The 20075-nt window shown below is 70.2% G+C and carries 16 protein-coding genes; 7 read left to right on the top strand and 9 right to left on the bottom strand.

The annotated features are described in order from the left end of the window. Positions 1-3: 3 nt before the first annotated feature. Positions 4-1065, top strand: coding sequence for an ABC transporter ATP-binding protein (locus BKA18_RS23720; RefSeq protein ID WP_096212741.1), 1062 nt, complete (start codon positions 4-6; stop codon positions 1063-1065). Between the two features lie 12 nt (positions 1066-1077). Beyond that, positions 1078-2226, top strand: a complete 1149-nt coding sequence (locus BKA18_RS23715) for an ABC transporter ATP-binding protein (protein ID WP_366044274.1) — start codon at positions 1078-1080, stop codon at positions 2224-2226. Positions 2227-2359: 133 nt separating this feature from the next. On the opposite strand, the gene BKA18_RS23710 is transcribed toward BKA18_RS23715, so the two are convergent. Further along, the gene (locus BKA18_RS23710; RefSeq protein WP_366044275.1) at positions 2360-3109 is read right to left on the bottom strand and encodes a GntR family transcriptional regulator; all 750 of its coding nucleotides are present in this window, start codon (positions 3107-3109) and stop codon (positions 2360-2362) included. 252 nt (positions 3110-3361) lie between these two features. On the opposite strand from BKA18_RS23710, the gene BKA18_RS23705 reads away from it, so the two are divergent. After that, positions 3362-4516, top strand: coding sequence for an ABC transporter substrate-binding protein (locus BKA18_RS23705; RefSeq protein WP_366044276.1), 1155 nt, complete (start codon positions 3362-3364; stop codon positions 4514-4516). A gap of 115 nt (positions 4517-4631) precedes the next feature. Here the strand turns inward: BKA18_RS23705 and BKA18_RS23700 are convergent, their stop codons facing one another. The 8 genes from BKA18_RS23700 to BKA18_RS23665 all read right to left on the bottom strand — a co-directional run bounded on the left by BKA18_RS23700 (position 4632) and on the right by BKA18_RS23665 (position 15571). Beyond that, on the bottom strand, positions 4632-5726 hold the full coding sequence (locus tag BKA18_RS23700; RefSeq protein WP_366044277.1) for an ABC transporter ATP-binding protein: 1095 nt from the start codon (positions 5724-5726) through the stop codon (positions 4632-4634). Continuing rightward, the gene (locus tag BKA18_RS23695; protein WP_366044278.1) at positions 5713-6753 is read right to left on the bottom strand and encodes an ABC transporter ATP-binding protein; all 1041 of its coding nucleotides are present in this window, start codon (positions 6751-6753) and stop codon (positions 5713-5715) included. The genes BKA18_RS23700 and BKA18_RS23695 overlap by 14 nt, the downstream gene beginning before the upstream one ends. Before the next feature lie 11 nt (positions 6754-6764). Beyond that, a complete protein-coding gene (locus tag BKA18_RS23690) occupies positions 6765-7757 on the bottom strand; it encodes an ABC transporter permease (protein WP_006603322.1) in 993 nt (330 codons plus the stop codon). Beyond that, positions 7750-8673, bottom strand: a complete 924-nt coding sequence (locus BKA18_RS23685; protein WP_006603323.1) for an ABC transporter permease — start codon at positions 8671-8673, stop codon at positions 7750-7752. The genes BKA18_RS23690 and BKA18_RS23685 overlap by 8 nt, the downstream gene beginning before the upstream one ends. A 27-nt stretch (positions 8674-8700) precedes the next feature. Next, positions 8701-10317 (bottom strand): peptide ABC transporter substrate-binding protein, encoded by a 1617-nt coding sequence (locus BKA18_RS23680; protein ID WP_366044279.1) that lies wholly within the window; start codon positions 10315-10317, stop codon positions 8701-8703. Between the two features lie 168 nt (positions 10318-10485). Continuing rightward, a complete protein-coding gene (locus tag BKA18_RS23675; RefSeq protein ID WP_366044280.1) occupies positions 10486-10833 on the bottom strand; it encodes a putative quinol monooxygenase in 348 nt (115 codons plus the stop codon). Positions 10834-11043: 210 nt separating this feature from the next. Further along, positions 11044-12948, bottom strand: a complete 1905-nt coding sequence (typA, locus tag BKA18_RS23670) for a translational GTPase TypA (protein ID WP_006603326.1) — start codon at positions 12946-12948, stop codon at positions 11044-11046. Between the two features lie 187 nt (positions 12949-13135). Then, positions 13136-15571 (bottom strand): ABC transporter family substrate-binding protein, encoded by a 2436-nt coding sequence (locus BKA18_RS23665; RefSeq protein ID WP_366044523.1) that lies wholly within the window; start codon positions 15569-15571, stop codon positions 13136-13138. A 407-nt stretch (positions 15572-15978) separates the two neighbouring features. On the opposite strand from BKA18_RS23665, the gene BKA18_RS23660 reads away from it, so the two are divergent. The 4 genes from BKA18_RS23660 (at position 15979) to BKA18_RS23645 (ending at position 20031) form a co-directional block, all read left to right on the top strand. Continuing rightward, entirely contained in the window at positions 15979-16278 is a 300-nt protein-coding gene (locus tag BKA18_RS23660; protein WP_096212749.1) for a hypothetical protein, read from the top strand. Positions 16279-16392: 114 nt separating this feature from the next. Continuing rightward, positions 16393-17220, top strand: a complete 828-nt coding sequence (locus BKA18_RS23655; protein WP_366044281.1) for a hypothetical protein — start codon at positions 16393-16395, stop codon at positions 17218-17220. A 73-nt stretch (positions 17221-17293) separates the two neighbouring features. Then, positions 17294-19237, top strand: a complete 1944-nt coding sequence (locus tag BKA18_RS23650) for a fumarate reductase/succinate dehydrogenase flavoprotein subunit (protein WP_366044282.1) — start codon at positions 17294-17296, stop codon at positions 19235-19237. Next, positions 19234-20031: a succinate dehydrogenase/fumarate reductase iron-sulfur subunit gene (locus BKA18_RS23645; protein WP_366044283.1), complete on the top strand. Its 798-nt coding sequence runs from the start codon at positions 19234-19236 to the stop codon at positions 20029-20031. The genes BKA18_RS23650 and BKA18_RS23645 overlap by 4 nt, the downstream gene beginning before the upstream one ends. Positions 20032-20075 lie beyond the last annotated feature (44 nt).

Raw genomic sequence — 20075 nt, 5'->3', positions numbered from 1 at the left:
GAAGTGACCACACTCACCAAGACCGAAGGCACCGAGGTGCCGGCCGGGTCCGACCCCTTCCTGTCCGTCCGTGATCTGCATGTGCGGTTCTCCACCGAGGACGGCATCGTCAAGGCGGTCGACGGTCTCTCCTTCGATCTGGAACGCGGCGAAACGCTCGGCATCGTCGGTGAATCGGGCTCCGGCAAGTCGGTGACCAACCTCGCGATCCTGGGGCTGCACAACCCGAAGGCCACCGAGATCGGCGGTGAAATCGTCCTGGACGGGGACGAGCTGACCGGGGCCCGGGAGAAGAGCCTGGAAAAGCTCCGCGGCAACAAGATGGCGATGATCTTCCAGGACGCGCTGACCGCGCTGTCGCCGTACTACACGGTCGGCCGGCAGATCGCCGAGCCGTTCATGAAGCACACCGGCGCCAGCAAGCGCGAGGGCCGGCAGCGCGCCATCGAGATGCTGACCAAGGTCGGCATCCCGCAGCCCAGCCTGCGGGTGGACGACTATCCGCACCAGTTCTCCGGCGGTATGCGCCAGCGCGCGATGATCGCCATGGCGCTGGTCTGCAACCCCCAGCTGCTGATCGCCGACGAACCGACCACCGCTCTGGACGTCACCGTCCAGGCGCAGATCCTCGACCTGCTCAAGGACCTCCAGCAGGAGTTCGGCTCCGCGATCATCCTGATCACCCATGACCTCGGCGTGGTCGCCAACACGGCGGACAAGCTGCTGGTGATGTACGCGGGCCGGGCCGTGGAGCGGGGCTCCGTCAAGGAGATCCTCACCCAGCCCCGCCACCCGTACACCTGGGGCCTGCTCAGCTCGATGCCGCGGCTCTCCTCGGACGTCAGCGAGGCGCTGCACCCGATCCCGGGTTCCCCGCCGAGCCTGCTCAACCCGCCCTCGGGCTGCGCCTTCCACCCCCGCTGCGGCTTCACGGCCGAGGTCGGCGGGGCGCGTTGCACCGACGAGCGGCCGCTGCTGGAGGCGGGGCGCGCCGCCGCGTGCCATCTGAGCGCCGAGCAGAAGCAGACCCTCTTCACCGAGCAGATCAAGCCCCGGCTGGGCTAGGGAGCGACCACCATGACAGACCACGTCACCCTCCCGGCGCCGCGCGACGCCGCGCCCACGCCGGGCGAGCCGCTGCTCACCGCCGAGGGCCTGACCAAGCACTTCCCCATCCACGGCGGCTTTCCGTTCAAGCGGAAGGTCGGCGCGGTGCAGGCGGTCGACGGCGTCGACCTGACCGTGCACGCGGGCGAGAGCTTCGGCCTGGTCGGCGAGTCGGGCTGCGGCAAGTCCACCACCGGACGGCTGCTCACCCGGCTGATGGAGCCGACCTCCGGCAAGATCACATACGCGGGCCAGGACATCACGCGGGCCAACCGCAAGCAACTGGCGCCGGTCCGCTCCGAGATCCAGATGATCTTCCAGGACCCGTATGCCTCGCTGAACCCGCGGCAGACGGTGGGCACCATCATCGGCGGCCCGATGGAGATCAACGGGATCAATCCGCCCGGCGGCCGGGAGAAGCGGATCCGGGAGCTCCTGGAGACCGTGGGTCTCAACCCGGAGCACTACAACCGCTTCCCGCACGAGTTCTCCGGCGGTCAGCGCCAGCGCATCGGGGTGGCCCGTGCGCTCGCCCTGGAGCCGAAGCTGATCGTCGCCGACGAGCCGGTCTCCGCGCTCGACGTCTCCATCCAGGCGCAGGTCGTCAACCTGCTCCAGAAGCTCCAGCGCGAGCTGGGCATCGCGTTCCTGTTCATCGCCCACGACCTGGCGATCGTGCGGCACTTCAGCGAGCGGGTCGCGGTGATGTACCTCGGCAAGATCGTCGAGGTCGGCTCGCGCGACGACATCTACAACCGGCCGCGCCACCCGTACACCCACGCGCTGCTCTCGGCGGTGCCGGAGGCCAAGCTGGTGGAGAGCGAGGAGGAGGACCGCGAGCGCATCCGCCTCGCCGGTGACGTCCCCTCCCCCGTCAACCCGCCCTCCGGCTGCCGGTTCCGTACGCGCTGCTGGAAGGCGCAGGACAAGTGCGCGACCGAGGAGCCGCCGCTGGTCCAGATCACCGGCAACGCCGGCGGCCACCTGACGGCCTGCCACTTCCCCGAGGAGCCCACGACCGCGGCACGGGACGAGGACATCATCCTCGACCCGGCACTGGCGGCGATCGAGGACGCGGCCCCGGCCGGCTCCGCCGAGGAGTCCGGCACGACCGGCTGACCGGGCCGTCCCCCGCCGGAGCCCGCTTCCCCTACGGGAGGCGGGCTTTGGCACGTATGAGGTCTTGCCGGCGAACCCCCGGGCCAGGAAGGGCTTGTGGCCGACGGGCCCGGGGTGGCCCGAAAGACACGCCTCAGCTCAGCGCGGGGCCCGTTCTGCGAGCCAGCGCGTTGTTCCCTGTCGTGTGCTGGACGCGGAAGCTCACGGCGTCCGAGCGGTAACGGTCGTCCGACCACTCCACGGGGCGCCCTTCGCGTGTGGTGGTGACCCGCCGTACGCGCAGCAGCGGGCTGGTACGGCGCACGCCGAGGAGTTCGGCGTCCTGGGTGTCCGCCGCCACGGCGTCGATCAGATGCTCGCCGTACGCGAAGACCAGGCCCTCGTCCTCGTTCAGCCGCCGTGTCACGGACGGGCACTCGGGCTCGATGCGCTCGACGGCGGGGGCGATCCAGTCCGCGTACACGGTCCGCTCCAGCAGCACCCGCTCGCCGTCCAGACCGCGTACCCGCAGGATGTGCAACACCGCCGTGCCGGGCGGGAGCTGGAGTCGCGCGCAGTCCTCGCTCGTCGCGGGACGGTATGCGGACGACATCACGTGCCCGGACGCCTCGCGGCCCATCGCGTGCGCCCACTGCGCGAAACTGCACAGCTCGGTGAAGCTCTGGCCGCGGCAGCCGGCCAGGACCACACGGCGGGCGCCCTGGCGTGACCCGATGAGTCCCTCGGCGGTCAGGGCCGCGACGGCCTGGCGGACCGTGCCGCGCGAGACGCCGTAGTGGGCCGCGAGTTCGGTCTCCGCGGGGAGCAGACTGCCCACGGTGTAGTCCCCGCGATCGATCGCCCGCCGCAGGTCTTCGGCGATCTCCTCGTGTCGTGTCGCCATGCTTCCCCTCTCGCGCGGAGTTGTGCGCAAAGTGTGCAGCGCGGCCAGCCTAACGAGGTGCTGTGGTGACCCCTGCGAGCTGCGATTGTGAGGGAATCGGAGCCTCTAGTTTTACCAATGTTTACCCGGTGGACACCATAGTTGGGCCTACTGAGGCCCAACTTGTTCAGACAAGTACTCACCCCCCACGTGCTTCCCCTGTGTGGCCCCGCATGAATCCCCTCAACCCTCTTGCGTACCCCTGGAGAGACCGTGACCGTGTTCCCACCGAGAGCCGCCGTCCTCACCGGCGTCCTCACCACCGCCGCCGCACTCGCCCTCAGCGCCTGTGACGCGGCCTCCGACCCGTCGGGCACCGACGGCGGAAAGAGCGCGGCCACCGCGACCACGGCCGAAGCCTTCGGCGGCATCGGCGCCCTGGCCGACGCGGCCAAGAAGGAGGGCACGCTGCATGCGATCGCGCTCCCCCGCGACTGGGCCAACTACGGTGCCCTGATCGACGGCTTCGAGAAGAAGTACGGCATCAAGGTCGAGGTCGAGAATCCGAAGGGCGCCAGCCAGGACGAGATCAGCGCGGTCAAATCGCGCCAGGGCAAGGACAACGCACCCGACGTCCTCGACCTCGGCAGCTCCTTCGCGCAGAGCGCCGCCCAGGACGGGCTGCTCGCGGCGTACGATGCCACCGGTTTCGCCGACATCCCCGATGTCCAGCGGGACTCGATCGGCCGCTGGGCGAACGACTACGGCGGCTATATCTCCTTCGGCTGCAACGCCAAGCGTGTGCGGACCTGCCCGACGAGCTTCAAGGAGCTGCTCCAGCCGCAGTACAAGGGGAAGGTCGCACTCAACGGCGACCCCACCAAGTCGGGTTCGGCCTTCGCCGCCGTGTACGCGGCCGCCCTCGCCAACGGCGGCTCCTTCGACGACATCCAGCCCGGCATAGACTTCTTCGCCAAGCTGAAGAGGAGCGGCAACTTCACCCGCGTCCCCTCCACCCCGGCCACCGTCGCGAAGGGCGAGACGCCGATCAGCATCGACTGGGACTACCTCAACGCCGGGTACACCGACGAGTTCAAGTCCAAGGGCCTCGACTGGACGGTCGCGGTCCCCTCGGACGGCAAGTTCGCCCAGTACTACTCGCAGGCCATCAACAAGGACGCACCGCACCCCGCGGCCGCGCGCCTGTGGCAGGAGTACCTCTACAGCGCCGAGGGCCAGAACCTCAGGCTCAAGGGATACGCCCGCCCGGCTCTGATGACCGCCATGAAGAAGGCCGGCACGCTCGACAAGACCGCGGCGGCGAAGCTGCCGAAGGTCTCCGGCACGCCGAGCTTCCCGACCGAGACCCAGCAGAGCAATGCCAAGCTCACCCTCACCCAGAGCTGGGGCAAGGCCACTTCCGGGTGACCGCGACTCGCACCAGGGCCGACGTGCGCCACCCGGCTCCTCGCCGGGTCCGGCGCACGCGGCGGCCTGGAGGGCCGTAGGGCTGTCGGTGCGGGGAATCGACCGGCTCTCCCCCTCACTCGCTCGGCACCACCGTGCGCTCCTTTGCGAAGTGGCACGCCGACGCATGCCGCGCCGGGCCCGGCGTCTCCCGGAACTCCGCGGGGACCTCCAGCGGCGGGACGACCTCGGCACACAGGTCCTGCGCCTTCCAGCAGCGGGTGCGGAAGCGGCAGCCGGAGGGCGGGGCGGCGGGCGAGGGGACGTCGCCGGCCAGCAGGATGCGGTCCCGGTGGGTGCGGGCGTCCGGGTCGGGGACGGGCACGGCGGACAGCAGGGCCTGGGTGTACGGGTGGGTCGGGTGCTCGTAGATCTGCTCGTCGGTGCCGAGCTCGGCGAGCCGCCCCAGGTACATCACCGCGACGCGGTCGCAGATGTGCCGCACGACCGACAGATCGTGGGCGATGAAGACGTACGACAGGTCGAACTCGTCCTGCAACTGCTCCAGCAGATTGACCACTTGGGACTGGACGGAGACGTCCAGCGCGGAGACCGGCTCATCGGCGACGATGATCTCCGGGCGCAGCGCGAGCCCGCGGGCGATCCCGATGCGCTGGCGCTGGCCGCCGGAGAACTGGTGCGGGTAGCGGTTGACGTACTCCGGGTCGAGCCCGACCACCTCCAGGAGTTCCTGGACCTTTCGGCGGCGCGCTCCCCTGGGGGCCACCTCGGGGTGGATCTCGTACGGCTCCCCGATGATGTCGCCGACGGTCATCCGGGGGTTCAGGGAGGTGTAGGGGTCCTGGAAGACCATCTGGATGTTGCGCCGGACCGCCTTCAGCGCGCGGCCGGAGAGGGTGCTGATGTCCTCGCCCCGGTAACGGATCTGACCCGCCGTCGGACGTTCGAGGCCGACCAGCAGCCTGGCGACCGTGGACTTCCCGCAGCCCGATTCGCCGACGATGCCGAGGGTTTCGCCCCGGTGCAGGTCGAAGGAGACCCCGTCGACGGCCTGGACGGCGCCGACCTGCTTCTTGACCAGCACGCCCCGGGTGAGCGGGAAGTGCTTGACCAGATCGCGGACCTCCAGGACCGGTTCGAGGGTGCGGGCCGTCGGGGGGCCGGGAGCCGCGGCGCCGGCAGCCGGGGCACCACTGTCACCGTGCGCCATCGAGGGTCTCCTTCCAGAAGTGGCAGGCGCTGGCCCGGCCGGGCCCCGCCTCGTACAGCGGCGGTGGGTCGGTACGGCAGATGTCCTGGGCGAGCGGGCAGCGCGGGTGGAAGGGGCAACCGGGCGGAATGGCCGTCAGGTTGGGCGGCATGCCCTTGATCGCGTAGAGCCGCCGCCCCTTCTGGTCCAGCCGCGGGATGGAGTCCAGCAGCCCGCGGGTGTAGGGGTGCGCGGGCGCCTTGTAGAGCTGGTGGACGGGCGCGGTCTCGACAATCCGGCCCGCGTACATCACCGCGATGGTGTCGGCGACGTCCGCGACCACCCCCAGGTCATGGGTGATCAGAATCAGCCCCATGGTCAGCTCGCGCTGGAGCTCCGCGAGCAGGTCCATCACCTGCGCCTGGACGGTGACGTCCAGCGCCGTGGTCGGTTCGTCCGCGATGATCAGGTCCGGGCCCAGGGCCAGCGCCATCGCGATCATGATGCGCTGGCGCATCCCCCCGGAGAACTGGTGCGGATAGTCGCCCACCCGCTCCCTGGCCGCGGGGATCCCGACGCGCTCCATCAGCTCCACGGCCCGGCCGCGCGCCTCCTTACGGGACATCCCCTCGTGGACCTGGAACATCTCCCCGAGCTGGGCCCCGACGCTGAGGACCGGGTTCAGCGCGGACAGCGCGTCCTGGAAGATCATCGCCATCTTCGCGCCGCGGACCCGGCGCCGCTCCTCCGGGCGCAGGGTCAGCAGATCGCGCCCCTGGAAGACGATCTCGCCGCCGGTGACGAATCCCGGCGGGGAGTCGAGGATGCCCATCACGGCCTGTGCGGTGACGGACTTGCCCGAGCCGGACTCCCCGAGCACCGCCAGCGTCTGCCCCCGCGCCACGCGGAAGCTGACGCCGCCCACGGCCTTCGCCACCCCGTCGCGGGTACGGAACTCGACCCGCAGATCGCGGACGTCGAGCAGCGGTGGTGCGGCGACGGCCGCCACGGCGCCCGCGGGCCCGGGGGCGGCTTCCTGGTTCGTCATCGTCCCGCTCCTCAGCGCAACTTGGGGTCGAGGGCGTCGCGCACCGCGTCGCCGAGCATGATGAACGCCAGCACCGTGATGCTCAGCGCGCCGGCCGGCCACAGCAGCATGTGCGGCGCGCTGCGGATGTACGGGGAGGCGGTGGAGATGTCGATGCCCCAGGAGATGGTGGGCGGCTTCAGCCCCGCGCCCAGGTAGGAGAGCGTCGCCTCCAGCGCGATGAACGTGCCGAGCGCGATGGTGGCGACGACGATGACCGGCGCGACGGCGTTCGGTGCGATGTGCCGCAGCAGCATCCGCCCGTTGCCGGCGCCCAGCGCCCGTGCGGCCTGGACGTAGTCGTTGTGCTTGGCGGTGACCACCGAGCCGCGGGCGATCCGGGAGACCTGCGGCCAGCCGAGCAGCACGATGAAGCCGACCACCGGCCAGACGGTGGTGCTGGTGATCATGGAGAGGAAGACCAGACCGCCCAGGATCACCGGGATGCCGAAGAAGATGTCGGCGACCCGGGAGAGCAGGGTGTCCCACCAGCCGCCGAAGAAGCCGGCCAGCCCGCCCAGCAGGCTGCCGAGCAGCGCGGCGCCGGTCGTGGCACAGACCCCGACGGTGATGGAGGCGCGGGCCCCGTAGACCACCCGGGTGTAGACGTCCCGGCCCTGGGTGTCGAAGCCGAAGGGGTGGCCGGGCTGGGAGCCCTGCTGTGCCTTGGCGAGGTCCGCGCGGTAGGGATTGCCGGTGGCGATCAGCTGCGGCCAGATCGCGATGAGCACCAGGAAGAGGATGACCAGCGCGGAGAGCACGAAGACGGGGTTGCGGCACAGGTCGTGCCAGGCGTCGCTCCACAGGCTGCGGGGCTTGCCGGCGGGCACCCCGCCGGGGGGACCGGCGCCGGGCGGGGCCGCACCGGGCCGCCGCTCCAGCGACTCCGCCTCGCCGATGGCCAGCGCGGCGGAGCCGCCGTCGCCGTGGCCGATGGCTTCCTTGGGGACAGTGGGCTCAGGCATAGCGGATCCTCGGGTCGAGGACGGCGTACAGCAGGTCGACGAGGAGATTCGCGAGGAGGAAGACCAGCACCAGGATCGTCACGAAGCCCACCACGGTCGGCGAGTTCTGCCGCAGGATGCCCTGGTAGAGCTGGTATCCGACGCCGTGGATGTTGAAGATGCGCTCGGTGACGATCGCGCCGCCCATCAGGGCGCCGATGTCGGTGCCGATGAAGGTGACGACCGGGATCAGCGAATTGCGCAGCAGATGGCGGGTGATGACCCGGTGCCGGGGCAGGCCCTTGGCGAGGGCCGTACGGACGTAGTCGGCGCGGACGTTCTCCGCGATCGAGGTCCGGGTCAGCCGGGTCACATAGGCGAGCGAGACCAGCGCCAGCACCAGCCCGGGCAGCAGGAGTTCGTTCAGCGGTACGTCCGGGGAGACCGACGGCGCGGCCCAGCCCCACTGCACCCCGAACAGGAACTGGAGCAGATAACCGCTGACGAAGGTCGGGATGGACACCACGACGAGGGTGAGGACCAGCACCGAGGTGTCGATGCCCCGGCCGCGCCGCAGCCCGCTGAACACCCCCAGCACGATGCCCACCGCCATCTCGATCACGATGGCGACCACCGTGAGCCGCAGGGTGACGGGGAAGGCCGAGGCCATCAGTTCGGTGACGGACTGGCCGTTGAACGCGGTGCCGAAGTTCCCCTGGAAGATCTGCCCCATGTAGTGCAGATACTGCTTCCACAGCGGCGCATCGAGGTAGAGCTCGCGGCGGATCTGGGCGGCGGTGGCGGGGTCGGGCGCGCGCTCGCCGAACATCGCGGCCACCGGGTCGCCCAGTGCGTAGACCATGAAGAAGATCAGGAAGGTGCTGCCGATGAACACCGGGATCATCTGGAGCAGCCGCCGGATCACATACCGTCCCACGGAGCGTCAACCTCCCTCACACCACGGTCAGTTGACCTTGATCTCGTTGTAGACCGGCACACTGAACGGGTTCAGTGAGACATTGCTGATGCGTTCCGAATAGCCGCCGCTGCCGTTCTGGTACCACAGCGGAATGGACGGCATCTGCGCGGCGAGGACCTTCTCCGCGTCCTGGAATGTGGCGACGGCTCGGCCGGTGTCGGTCTCCGCGTTGGCCTTGTCGACCAGCGCGTCGAAGCCGTGGTTGCTGAACTTCCCGTCGTTCGCCGAGCCGCCTGTGTAGTAGAGCGGCTGGAGGAAGTTCTGGATCAGGGGATAGTCCATCTGCCAGCCGGCCCGGAAGGGGCCGCTCATCCGCTTGGCCGCGATCTTGTTCCGGAAGTCGCCGAAGGTCCCGACCGGCGCCCCGGTGCAGGCGTTGTCGCTGCCCAGCGAGGTGTTGATGCTGTTGCAGAGGGCGTCGATCCAGTCCTTGTGGGAGCCGGTGTCGGCGTTGTACGTGAGGGTCATCCGGCCGCCGGGCAGCCCGCCGCCTTCCTTGATCAGCTGGCGGGCCCGGGCCGGGTTGAACACACAGGCCTCGCCGCAGAGCCCCGCCTTGTAGCCGCCGTCCGCGCCCAGCACCGGCGAGGTCCAGTCCGTGGCGGGGGTCCGCGTCCGCCGGAAGATCTCCCGGGTGATCTGGTTCCGGTCGATCGCCATCGACAGACCGCGCCGCACCTTGTCCTTTCCCGGACCGCCCCACGCCTTGTCGTACATGGGGAAGGTGAGGGTCTGGATGATTCCGGCCGGCTGGTTGATGTACCGGTTGCCGAGGTCCGCTCGCACGCTCTTGAGCTGGGCGGCCGGCACATCGTCGACGAGATCGAGGTTGCCGGCCTGCAGATCGGTGTAGGCGGTGTTGTTGTCGGTGTACACCCGCAGATCGATGCCGGCGTTCTGCGCCGGGTCCGACCCCGGGTACTTCCCCCATTTCCGCATCCGCAGCACGGACCCCTTCTCATAGGAGTCCACGCGGTACGGCCCATTGCCGACCGGCTTTCGCAGCCATCCGGCATGGTCCTGATAGAAGGCCTGCGGCAGCGGCATGAAGGCCGTGTACCCCAGGGTGTCCGGCCAGCTGGAAAACTTCTGGTTCAGCGTGACGGTAAAGGTCCGCGGGTCCTTCACCACCAGCCCCGACAGCGTCTTGGCCGTGGGGCTCCCGGAATCGGGGTGCACCTTCGCGAAGCCGTCGATGTACTGGAAGAACGGCGCGTTCTTCTGCTTGTTGGTCAGCAGCGCCCCGTAATTCCAGGCATCCACGAAGGAATGCGCAGTGACCTTCTCGCCATTGCTGAAGGTCCAGCCGTCCTTCAGGGTGACGGTGAAATGCTGCGAATCCGTGGTCTCGATCCGGTCCGCGATCACATTCTCCGCGGCGCCCGTTTTCGGGTTGTAGCGCTTGAGGCCGCGGAAGAGCATCTCCAGGACCTTGCCGCCCTGGACCTCATTGGTGTTCGCCGGCTCCAGCGGATTCTGCGGATCCCCCCAGGAGGCACTGACCACCCCGGCGCTCGCCCCGCCGCCGCCCCCGCACGCCGTGGCCGTCAGACCGGTGGCGGCGGCGCAGAGGGCCCACTTCGCGAGGGTGGCTCCCCGCATGATGCCTCCTCAGGTCCGGACTCCTGCCCAGCCCACATGAGATCGCAAAGCGGGACGTATCGCACTTCGACGGCGACCGCCACTGCTCCGGAGACCTGAGAAAACCCCCGGATGCCCGATCGGCCCGGGGCGGGAGGGGCCGCCCCCGGGCAGGAGCAGGCCCGGGGATCAGGAAGGGGCACCCGTCGCCTGGTGGACGGACTCCACCGCATATATCCGCGGGTCGAAGGACTCCGCCAGCGCGGCGGCCTGCGCCATGTGCTCCTGCGCCGCCGGATCCGCCAGCATCGCCCGGAAGTGCGCCTCGCTCTCCCACTGGGCATAGTTGACGACCCGTTCGCCGTCCGCACTGGCGTGGAGGTTCGCCGAGAGGAACCCCGGCCGGCCCCGCATCGTCTCCTCGGTGGCCCGGCTCAGCAGCGCCACCAGCTCCGCCTGCCGCTCGGGCAGCACGGTGAACACATTGATCAGCGTCGCGATCCCGCGCCCGGCCTCGATCTTCGTAGTCCGCGTCATGTCCCCAGTCTGCCGCCGACCACTGACAACGCCGCCGCGGAACGGACGGACCACCGCGCCGGGACGACGAGGGCGCACCACCGGAACGGCGAGGAACGCACCACCGGAACGACGAAGGGGCGCCCCTCGCACAGAGGGGCGCCCCTTCACCACGTTCCGCGGCCGCGTCGTCAGTGGCCGGCGGCAGGCGTCACCGCTTGGCGCGGTCCTTTAGCGCTTCGCGCGGGAAGCCGTGCGTCCGCGCTCCTTCTGGTCGAGGACGACCTTGCGGATGCGCACGGACTCCGGGGTCACCTCGACGCACTCGTCGTCGCGGCAGAACTCCAGGGACTGCTCCAGCGACAGCTTGCGCGGCGGCACGATCGCCTCGAACGAGTCGGCCGAGGAGGAGCGCATGTTGGTGAGCTTCTTCTCCTTGGTGATGTTCACGTCCATGTCGTCGGCGCGGGAGTTCTCACCGACGATCATGCCCTCGTACACCTCGGTGCCGGGCTCGGTGAAGAGCACGCCGCGCTCCTGGAGGTTCGTCATCGCGAAGGCGGTGACGGCACCGGCGCGGTCGGCGACCAGCGAGCCGTTGTTACGGGTGGTGAGCGTGCCGAACCAGGGCTCGTGGCCCTCGTGGATCGAGTGCGCGATACCGGTGCCGCGGGTGTTGGTCAGGAACTCCGTACGGAAGCCGATCAGGCCGCGGGACGGGACGACGAACTCCATGCGGACCCAGCCGGAGCCGTGGTTGGACATGTTGTCCATCCGGCCCTTGCGGACGCCCATCAGCTGCGTGACGGCGCCCATGTGCTCCTCGGGCACGTCGATGGTCATGCGCTCGACGGGCTCGTACGTCTTGCCGTCGACCTGCTTGGTGACCACCTGCGGCTTGCCGATGGTCATCTCGAAGCCCTCACGGCGCATCTGCTCGACCAGGATGGCCAGCGCCAGCTCACCGCGGCCCTGCACCTCCCAGGCGTCGGGGCGCTCGGTCTCCAGGACGCGCAGCGAGACGTTACCGATCAGCTCGCGCTCCAGGCGGTCCTTGACCTGGCGGGCGGTGACCTTGCGGTCCTTGACCGCGGCCTTGGCGTCCGCGCCCTTGCCGGTGCCGCCGCGGCCGACCAGCGGGGAGGTGTTGGTACCGATGGTCATGGAGATCGCGGGCTCGTCGACCGTGATCAGCGGCAGCGCGATCGGGTTCTCCGGGTCGGCGAGGGTCTCGCCGATCATGATGTCGGGGATACCCGCGACCGCGCAGATGTCGCCCGGCCCGGCCTTCTCGGCGGGCTTGCGGGTGAGCGCCTCGGTCATCATCAGCTCGGTGATGCGGACGTTGGCGATGCTGCCGTCCCGCTTGATCCAGGCGACGGACTGGCCCTTGGCCAGCTCGCCCTGCTCGACGCGGAGCAGCGCGATACGGCCGAGGAAGTTGTCCGCGTCGAGGTTGGTGACGTGCGCCTGCAGCGGGCCGCCCTCGTCGTACTCGGGGGCCGGGACGTGCTCCAGCAGCGTGTTGAAGAACGGCTCCAGGTTGGTGGAGTCGGACGGGACGGTGCCGTCCTCCGGCTTGGTCAGCGAGGCGACGCCGTCACGGGCGCAGGCGTAGACGATCGGGAACTCGATCTGGTCCTCGTCCGCGTCCAGGTCCAGGAACAGGTCGTAGGTCTCGTTGACGACCTCGTCGATCCGGGAGTCGGGACGGTCGGTCTTGTTGATGCACAGGATGACCGGCATCCGGGCCGCGAGGGCCTTGCGGAGCACGAAGCGGGTCTGCGGCAGCGGACCCTCGGAGGCGTCGACCAACAGGACGACCGCGTCGACCATCGACAGGCCGCGCTCGACCTCGCCACCGAAGTCGGCGTGGCCGGGGGTGTCGATGATGTTGATCGTGATCGGGTCCCCGCCGTCCTTGGGGTGATACTTCACCGCCGTGTTCTTGGCGAGGATCGTGATGCCCTTCTCACGCTCCAGGTCGTTGGAGTCCATCATCCGGTCGTCGAGCTTCTCGGCGGCGTGCTCGGCGAAGGAACCGGCCTGCTTGAGCATGCCGTCGACGAGAGTGGTCTTTCCGTGGTCGACGTGGGCGACGATGGCTACGTTACGAATGTCGTGACGGGTGGGCATACTGGCGGCGCTTCTCCCGGAATCGTGGATGGCGACGCGTCCATCCGGTACGCGCGCCCGCCGGGCATCTCAGCACGCCACGGCCTCACCCCATGGTACGTGGCTGCGGCGGCAGTAGCCGCCGCAGCCCGTCCATATACCCTCTGACCTGCGATTTTCTTCCCTTTGAGGGGCGCTGGTGAGGCCCTTACTTCGTGTAGCCGATGTCCTGGAAACGGGGCGTGGCGAAGCCGAAGGCGCCGACGTTGGCGAGCGTCTTCTTCGTGGCCACCAGCTCGGGCCGCTGATAGAGCGGAATCGACCCGGCGGCGGCCCAGATCCGGGCGTCGGCCTGCTCCACCAGGGTGCGTGCGGCGCCCTCGTCCAGCTCGGAGGCGGCCTGGTCGAAGAGCTGGTCGATGTGGTCGGTGCCGACCCGGGTGTAGTTCTGCTCGACGGTCAGCGAGCCGTCGGGCGCGGGCTGCGGCTTGGCGTAGATCGGGCGGGCGTCGGTCGCCGGGTACGCGGTGCCGGGCCAGGAGTACAGCGCCAGGTCGTAGTCGCCGGAGGCGATGTGGTCCTGGAAGTAGCTGGCGTCGGAGACCCGCTGGACGGAGGTCTGGATGCCGATCTTGCCGAGCATCTCGGAGATCCGCCGCCCGACGGTGCGCAGCTGCACCGAGCCGGCACCGTCGGGGACCACGAAGCGCAGGGTCAGCGGCTTGCCGTTCTTCCTGACGACGGCGATGTGGCCCGCCCGGTCACCGGCCGGCTGCGGTGCGGCGGCCGCGGAACGCTCGGCGGCGACGTGCCGGGCGCCGGGGTGGCCGCCGGAGCCCGGGTGGCCGCCGGAGCCCGGCAGATGCGGGGCCTGGCCGGTCTCGATCCGCTCGGCGGCGCCCAGCGCCCGTGCCGCGCGCTTCTTGTACCGCTTGTACTTGGCGTACGCCGCGGAGGATGTGTCGCCGTGCGCCTCGTCCTTCTCGCCGGCGGCCGCCTGCTTGTAGAACGCGGCGCTCTGCCGCAGCAGGGCGGCCTGCTGGACCTCCGAGCCGACCGCGCCGGTGAAGGACAGCGGGGCCTCGGCGGCGGCCGGCCGGGCGCCCGCGCCGTGGCCGCCGGACGCGCCGGCGTGGCCGCGGCCGGAGCGTGCCGGGTTGCGGTCGTCGGCGCCCTCGTCGTACCCGCCCTGGTCACCGGAGCCGTCCTCCGCGGACTCGTCCCCGTACGGGCCGCCGTCGTAACGGTCGTCCGACGGGTCGTCCCCGTCGCTGTATCCGTAGGCGGCGCGGCCCGCGCCGGGCGCCGGTGCGCCCGCGTTCTGCCCGGCCTGCTGCCGGTCGCTGCCCTCGCTCTTCCAGCCGGCATCCGCGAGCAGCGCCTGGGCCGCCCCGGTGTCCTGGCCGCCGAGGGCGTCGCTGTGGTCCTCGTAGCCGCCCTGCCCGGCCATCAGCAGATGGTTGCCGAGCGGCCGGGAGGGCAGATCGAGCGGCTTGAGGACGGTGTCCGCGAGCGCCTGCCGGTCCAGGGCGCGGGCCACCGCCCGGCGCACCCGGTCGTCCGCCAGCGGCCCGCTCGCGCCGTTGAGGGCGAGCTGGGTGTAGGCGGGCTCCAGCGCCTTGCGGATCGTGTAGCCGCGCAGCACGGAGTTCTCCGCCGCGACGGCCTTGGCGTCGGCCTTGGCCCCGTCGCCCTGCGGGCCCGCGTTGCCGTCACCGGGCTTCCTGGACGCGACGGAGCCCGCCGGGCGCCGGGCGGAGGCGACCCGTTTCGCGGCGAGCTGGTCGACCGCGGCGACGTCGATGCTCCCGTCGGCCAGCGCCGCGGCCCGCTTGTCGCCGGGGAGCGACTCCAGCACGATCTGCTTGAGCTTGGCGCGGTCGCCCCACCACTTCGGGTTGCGGACGAGGACGACGCGCCCCTCCTCGGTGTCCCGCTTCTGGACGAGGAACGGGCCCGCACCGACCTTGAGTTGCTCGCGTGCGTCCTCGTTGAAGGCGTCGGGGCTGCCCATCACGCTCCTGGGGTAGAGCGGGGTGAACAGGGACCGCCAGTCGGCATAGGGCCGGGCGAAGGTGACCTTCACCTCGTGGGCGCCCGTGCCCTGTTCGACCTTGCCGATCCGGTCGTAGCCGGCGTTGCGGGCGGTCCAGAACGCGTTGTTCTTGCCGCGCAGCGCGTTCCACTGCGCGATGAAGTCGGCGGCGGTGAGCGCCGATCCGTCGCTCCACCGCGCCTTGGGGTTGATCTTGTACGTGACGATCTGCTTGGGGTCGCGGGCGGTGACGTCCGCGGCGTCGAGATAGTCGGCGTTGCGCTGCGGCCGGCCGTTCCCGTCGAGGGTGAACATGCTGGGCAGCACCGCACCGGTGATCCGCGCGGTGGTCGCGTCGGCGTCGGACTGGAAGGCGTTGAGGGTGCCGGGCATCGCATCGATGGCCCAGCGCAGGGTGCCGCCGTTCTTCAGCTCGCCGCGCGGCGCCGGGGCGATGTCCTGGGACGCCGAGACCGACGCCTCCCGTTCATCGCTGCTGCATCCGGACAGGGCCGGCAGCGGGAGCAGCGCCCCCGCCGCGATGAACGCGGCACAGCGGCGTCTGCGGCCCGCCGCGCGGCGGCCTGAGGGGTGGTCGTGGTCGGTCATGACGGTTACCTCCGGGCTCGCCCGCGCCGCGCCGAGCACCGCCTGGGCCTGACCGGCGCACCACGTTCGGCCGAGTTTGCGGCTCATCACATCTATGGCCCCCCTACTGAAAGCGACCGCACCCGGCCCGGCCGCCCGACACGTCGGCCACCGCCCCAAGGCCACCCGCCCGGCCCAACATCCCGGGCCCTGGCGAGGTCACGGGGCCACCGCGAGGCGGACCGCAGCAGCCCGCGGCGCGCCCGGTTTCGTGTCGGCGTTCGAGGGGTGCCGCGGCGCGCGGTTGCCGAAACGCACCGGTTCGAGTCGTAATCACGCTCACCCCCTTCCCAACGCCTACTGTGACGCGCGACACTCTCGGGCGCATGAGATCGCCCACCACACCTTCAGAAGTGAGGGCACGTCATATGTCCCTTAAGGATGATCTGACGGCGGTTGAACGCAGCCTGGACGACCTCGCCCGGACGGTGGGGAAGCTGGAGGCGCAACTCGGCAAGAGCCTGGACATCCGCCGGGTCCGCAGCGACACGGACCATCTGCGCGAGAGCCTCGGCCTGCTCAAGCAGAGCGCGGCGGCCGGCCGGCCCCCGCGTCCGGGTGCGGCCACCCAGGAGATGGTGTCGATCTCCGACGCCCCCTACAACTCCGCGCTGTGGACCGACGCCCAGGACGAGGGCCTCGGCTCCAGGAACGGCCACGCACCCTAGGGGAAATCCCCTGGTGGAGGCCCCCTAGGGGGTGGCTTCGCCCCACTCAGCCCCTACCCCGTTGCCGCCCCGGTGGAAGCCTTCCGGCCGGAGCGCCCGTCACGGAGACCGACGTTGGCCACTGGCATCGAACCCTCCTCGCACACCGGCGCAACCGGCGTGCACACCACCTCGCGCGCCGCCATCCCCGCCCGCCATCTGCGCACCGACCGCTGGTGGCTGGCCCCGGCCTGCACCGCCGCCGGGCTGCTCGCGTTCATCGTCTACTCGACCTGGCGGGCGTTCGCGAACGCCGACTACTACCACGCGCCCTACGTCTCGCCGTTCTACTCGCCGTGTCTGGCGGAGAACTGCCACACCATGCGCGGCGGCCCCAACTGGGAGATCTTCGGCAGCTGGTGGGGCCTGTCCCCCGCGCTGCTCATCCTGATCTTCCCGCTGGGCTTCCGGCTGACCTGCTACTACTACCGCAAGGCCTACTACCGCGGCTTCTGGGCCTCGCCGCCGGCCTGCGCGGTCGCCGAGCCGCACAAGAAGTACACCGGTGAGACCCGCTTCCCGCTGATCCTGCAGAACATCCACCGCTACTTCTTCTACTTCGCGGTGCTGGTCGCCGGCGTGCTGACCTACGACACGGCGCTGACCTTCCGCGACGAGCACTACGCCTGGGGCCACATGGGCCTGGGCACCCTGATCTTCCTCGCCAACATCGTGCTGATCTGGGCGTACACCGTCTCCTGCCACTCCTGCCGGCACATCGTCGGCGGCCGGCTGAAGCACTTCTCCAAGCACCCGGTGCGCTACCGGCTGTGGGGCTGGATCGGCAAGCTCAACGAGCGGCACATGCTGCTGGCGTGGTCCTCGCTGGTCAGCGTGGCCGTCGCGGACTTCTACGTCTTCCTGCTGGCCAGCGGCGCCTTCCCCGACCCGCGCTTCTTCTGACGACAGCCCCTCTCCCCCTCCCCTACGACAAGCAACTCCTACGACAGTTCTCTAAGGAAAGGTGTGCCTTCTGATGGCGCATGTGGACCGGCAGGCATGGGACGTGGTCGTGGTGGGCGCGGGCGGCGCCGGACTGCGCGCCGCCATCGAGGCCCGCGAGGCCGGTATGCGCACGGCCGTGATCTGCAAGTCCCTGTTCGGCAAGGCCCATACGGTGATGGCCGAGGGCGGTATCGCGGCCAGCATGGGAAACGCCAACGAGCACGACAACTGGCAGGTCCATTTCCGGGACACCATGCGCGGCGGCAAGTTCCTCAACCACTGGCGGATGGCCGAACTGCACGCCCGTGAGGCCCCGGACCGGGTGTGGGAACTGGAGACCTGGGGCGCGCTCTTCGACCGCACCGCGGACGGCCGGATCTCCCAGCGGAACTTCGGCGGCCACGAGTACCCGCGCCTGGCGCATGTCGGCGACCGTACGGGCCTGGAGCTGATCCGCACCCTCCAGCAGAAGATCGTCGCGCTCCAGCAGGAGGACGAGCGGGAGCTCGGCGCGTACGACGCCCGCCTGAAGGTCTTCCAGGAGTGCACGGTCACGCGCGTACTCAAGGACGGTGACCGGGTCTCCGGCGCGTTCTGTTACGAGCGGGAGTCCGGCCGCTTCTTCGTGCTGGAGGCCCCGGCGGTGGTGCTGGCCACCGGCGGCATCGGCAAGTCCTTCAAGGTGACCTCGAACTCCTGGGAGTACACCGGTGACGGCCATGCGCTGGCGCTGCTGGCCGGGGCGCCGCTGATCAACATGGAGTTCGTGCAGTTCCACCCCACCGGCATGGTCTGGCCGCCGTCCGTCAAGGGGATCCTCGTCACCGAGTCCGTCCGCGGCGACGGCGGGGTGCTGCGCAACAGCGACGGCAAGCGCTTCATGTTCGACTACATCCCGGACGTCTTCAAGGAGAAGTACGCGGAGACCGAGGAGGAGGGCGACGGCTGGTACGAGGATCCGGAACGCCACCGCCGCCCGCCCGAACTCCTCCCCCGCGACGAGGTCGCCCGCGCCATCAACGCCGAGGTCAAGGCGGGCCGCGGCTCCCCGCACGGCGGCGTGTATCTGGATGTCTCGACCCGGATGCCGGCCGAGGTGATCACCCGCCGGCTGCCCTCGATGCACCACCAGTTCAAGGAGCTGGCGGATGTGGACATCACCGCCGAGCCGATGGAGGTCGGCCCGACCTGCCACTACGTGATGGGCGGGGTGGAGGTCGACCCGGACACCGCGGCGGCGACCGGCGTCCCGGGGCTGTTCGCGGCCGGTGAGGTGGCCGGCGGCATGCACGGCTCCAACCGCCTCGGCGGCAACTCGCTGTCCGACCTGCTGGTCTTCGGCCGCCGGGCGGGGCTGCACGCGGCCGAGTACGCGGCATCGCTCGACCGGCGGCCGGCGGTCGACCCGGTGCAGATCGACGCGGCGGAGGCGGAGGCGCTGCGCCCCTTCAGCGCCGAGGACGCCGGGCAGGAGCCCGGCCACGAGGCGGGCCCGGCGGAGAACCCGTACACCCTGCACCAGGAGCTCCAGCAGGCGATGAACGACCTGGTCGGCATCATCCGCAAGGAGAGCGAGATGTTCGAGGCGCTCAAGCGGCTGGCCGAGCTGCGGGTGCGGGCCCGCCGGGCCGGCGTCGAGGGGCACCGGCAGTACAACCCGGGCTGGCATCTCTCCCTCGATCTGCGGAACATGCTGCTGGTCAGCGAGTGTGTGGCGCGGGCGGCACTGGAGCGCGAGGAGAGCCGCGGCGGACACACCCGCGACGACCATCCGGCGATGGACCGCGGCTGGCGCAACATCAATCTGGTCTGCGAGGTCGCCCATCCCCAGGGCGAGGCCCGGACGGCCGACCCGGCGCTGGGCCAGATCCGGCTCTCCCGCCGCGAGACCCCGCCGATCCGCCGCGATCTGCTGGAACTGTTCGAGAAGGACGAGCTGGCGAAGTATCTGACGGACGAGGAGCTGAGCCGGTGAGCGTGTCGCAGGAAGAGCAGCGGTCCGGCGTCTACCAGGCGCACTTCCGGGTGTGGCGGGGCGATGAGCACGCCGGTGACCTGGCGGACTACACGGTCGAGGTGCACGAGGGCGAGGTGGTGCTCGACATCGTCCACCGCCTCCAGGCGACCCAGGCTCCCGATCTCGCGGTGCGCTGGAACTGCAAGGCGGGCAAGTGCGGTTCGTGCAGCGCGGAGATCAACGGGCGGCCGCGGCTGCTGTGCATGACCCGGATGTCGGTCTTCGACCGTACGGAGACGATCACGATCACGCCGATGCGGGCCTTCCCGGTCGTCCGCGATCTGGTCACCGACGTGTCGTTCAACTACACCAAGGCCCGGGAGATCCCGGCGTTCGTCCCGCCCGCGGAGCTGGCCCCCGGCGAGTACCGCATGCAGCAGGAGGACGTGGGGCGGTCCCAGGAGTTCCGGAAGTGCATCGAGTGCTTCCTGTGCCAGGACACCTGCCATGTGGTGCGCGACCACGAGGAGAACAAGGCCGCCTTCGCCGGTCCGCGTTTCCTGATGCGGATCGCCGAGCTGGACATGCATCCGCTGGACGCGGCGCCGGACTCCGGTATCGACCGCAAGGCCACCGCGCAGGACGAGCACGGGCTGGGCTACTGCAACATCACCAAGTGCTGCACCGAGGTCTGCCCCGAGCACATCAAGATCACCGACAATGCGCTGATCCCGCTCAAGGAGCGCGCCGCGGACCGCAAGTACGACCCGCTGGTGTGGCTCGGGAACAAGATCCGGCGCCGCGGCGAATGAGGGGGCGGGGCGGGACCCCGGGCGCCGCCCCGGTCCCGCCCGTC

It is taken from the genome of Streptomyces auratus, from assembly GCF_050433025.1.
GTDB lineage: Bacteria > Actinomycetota > Actinomycetes > Streptomycetales > Streptomycetaceae > Streptomyces > Streptomyces sioyaensis.
The sequence above is the reverse complement of the archived record's forward strand: the minus strand, read 5'-3'. Positions and strand labels throughout refer to the sequence as shown.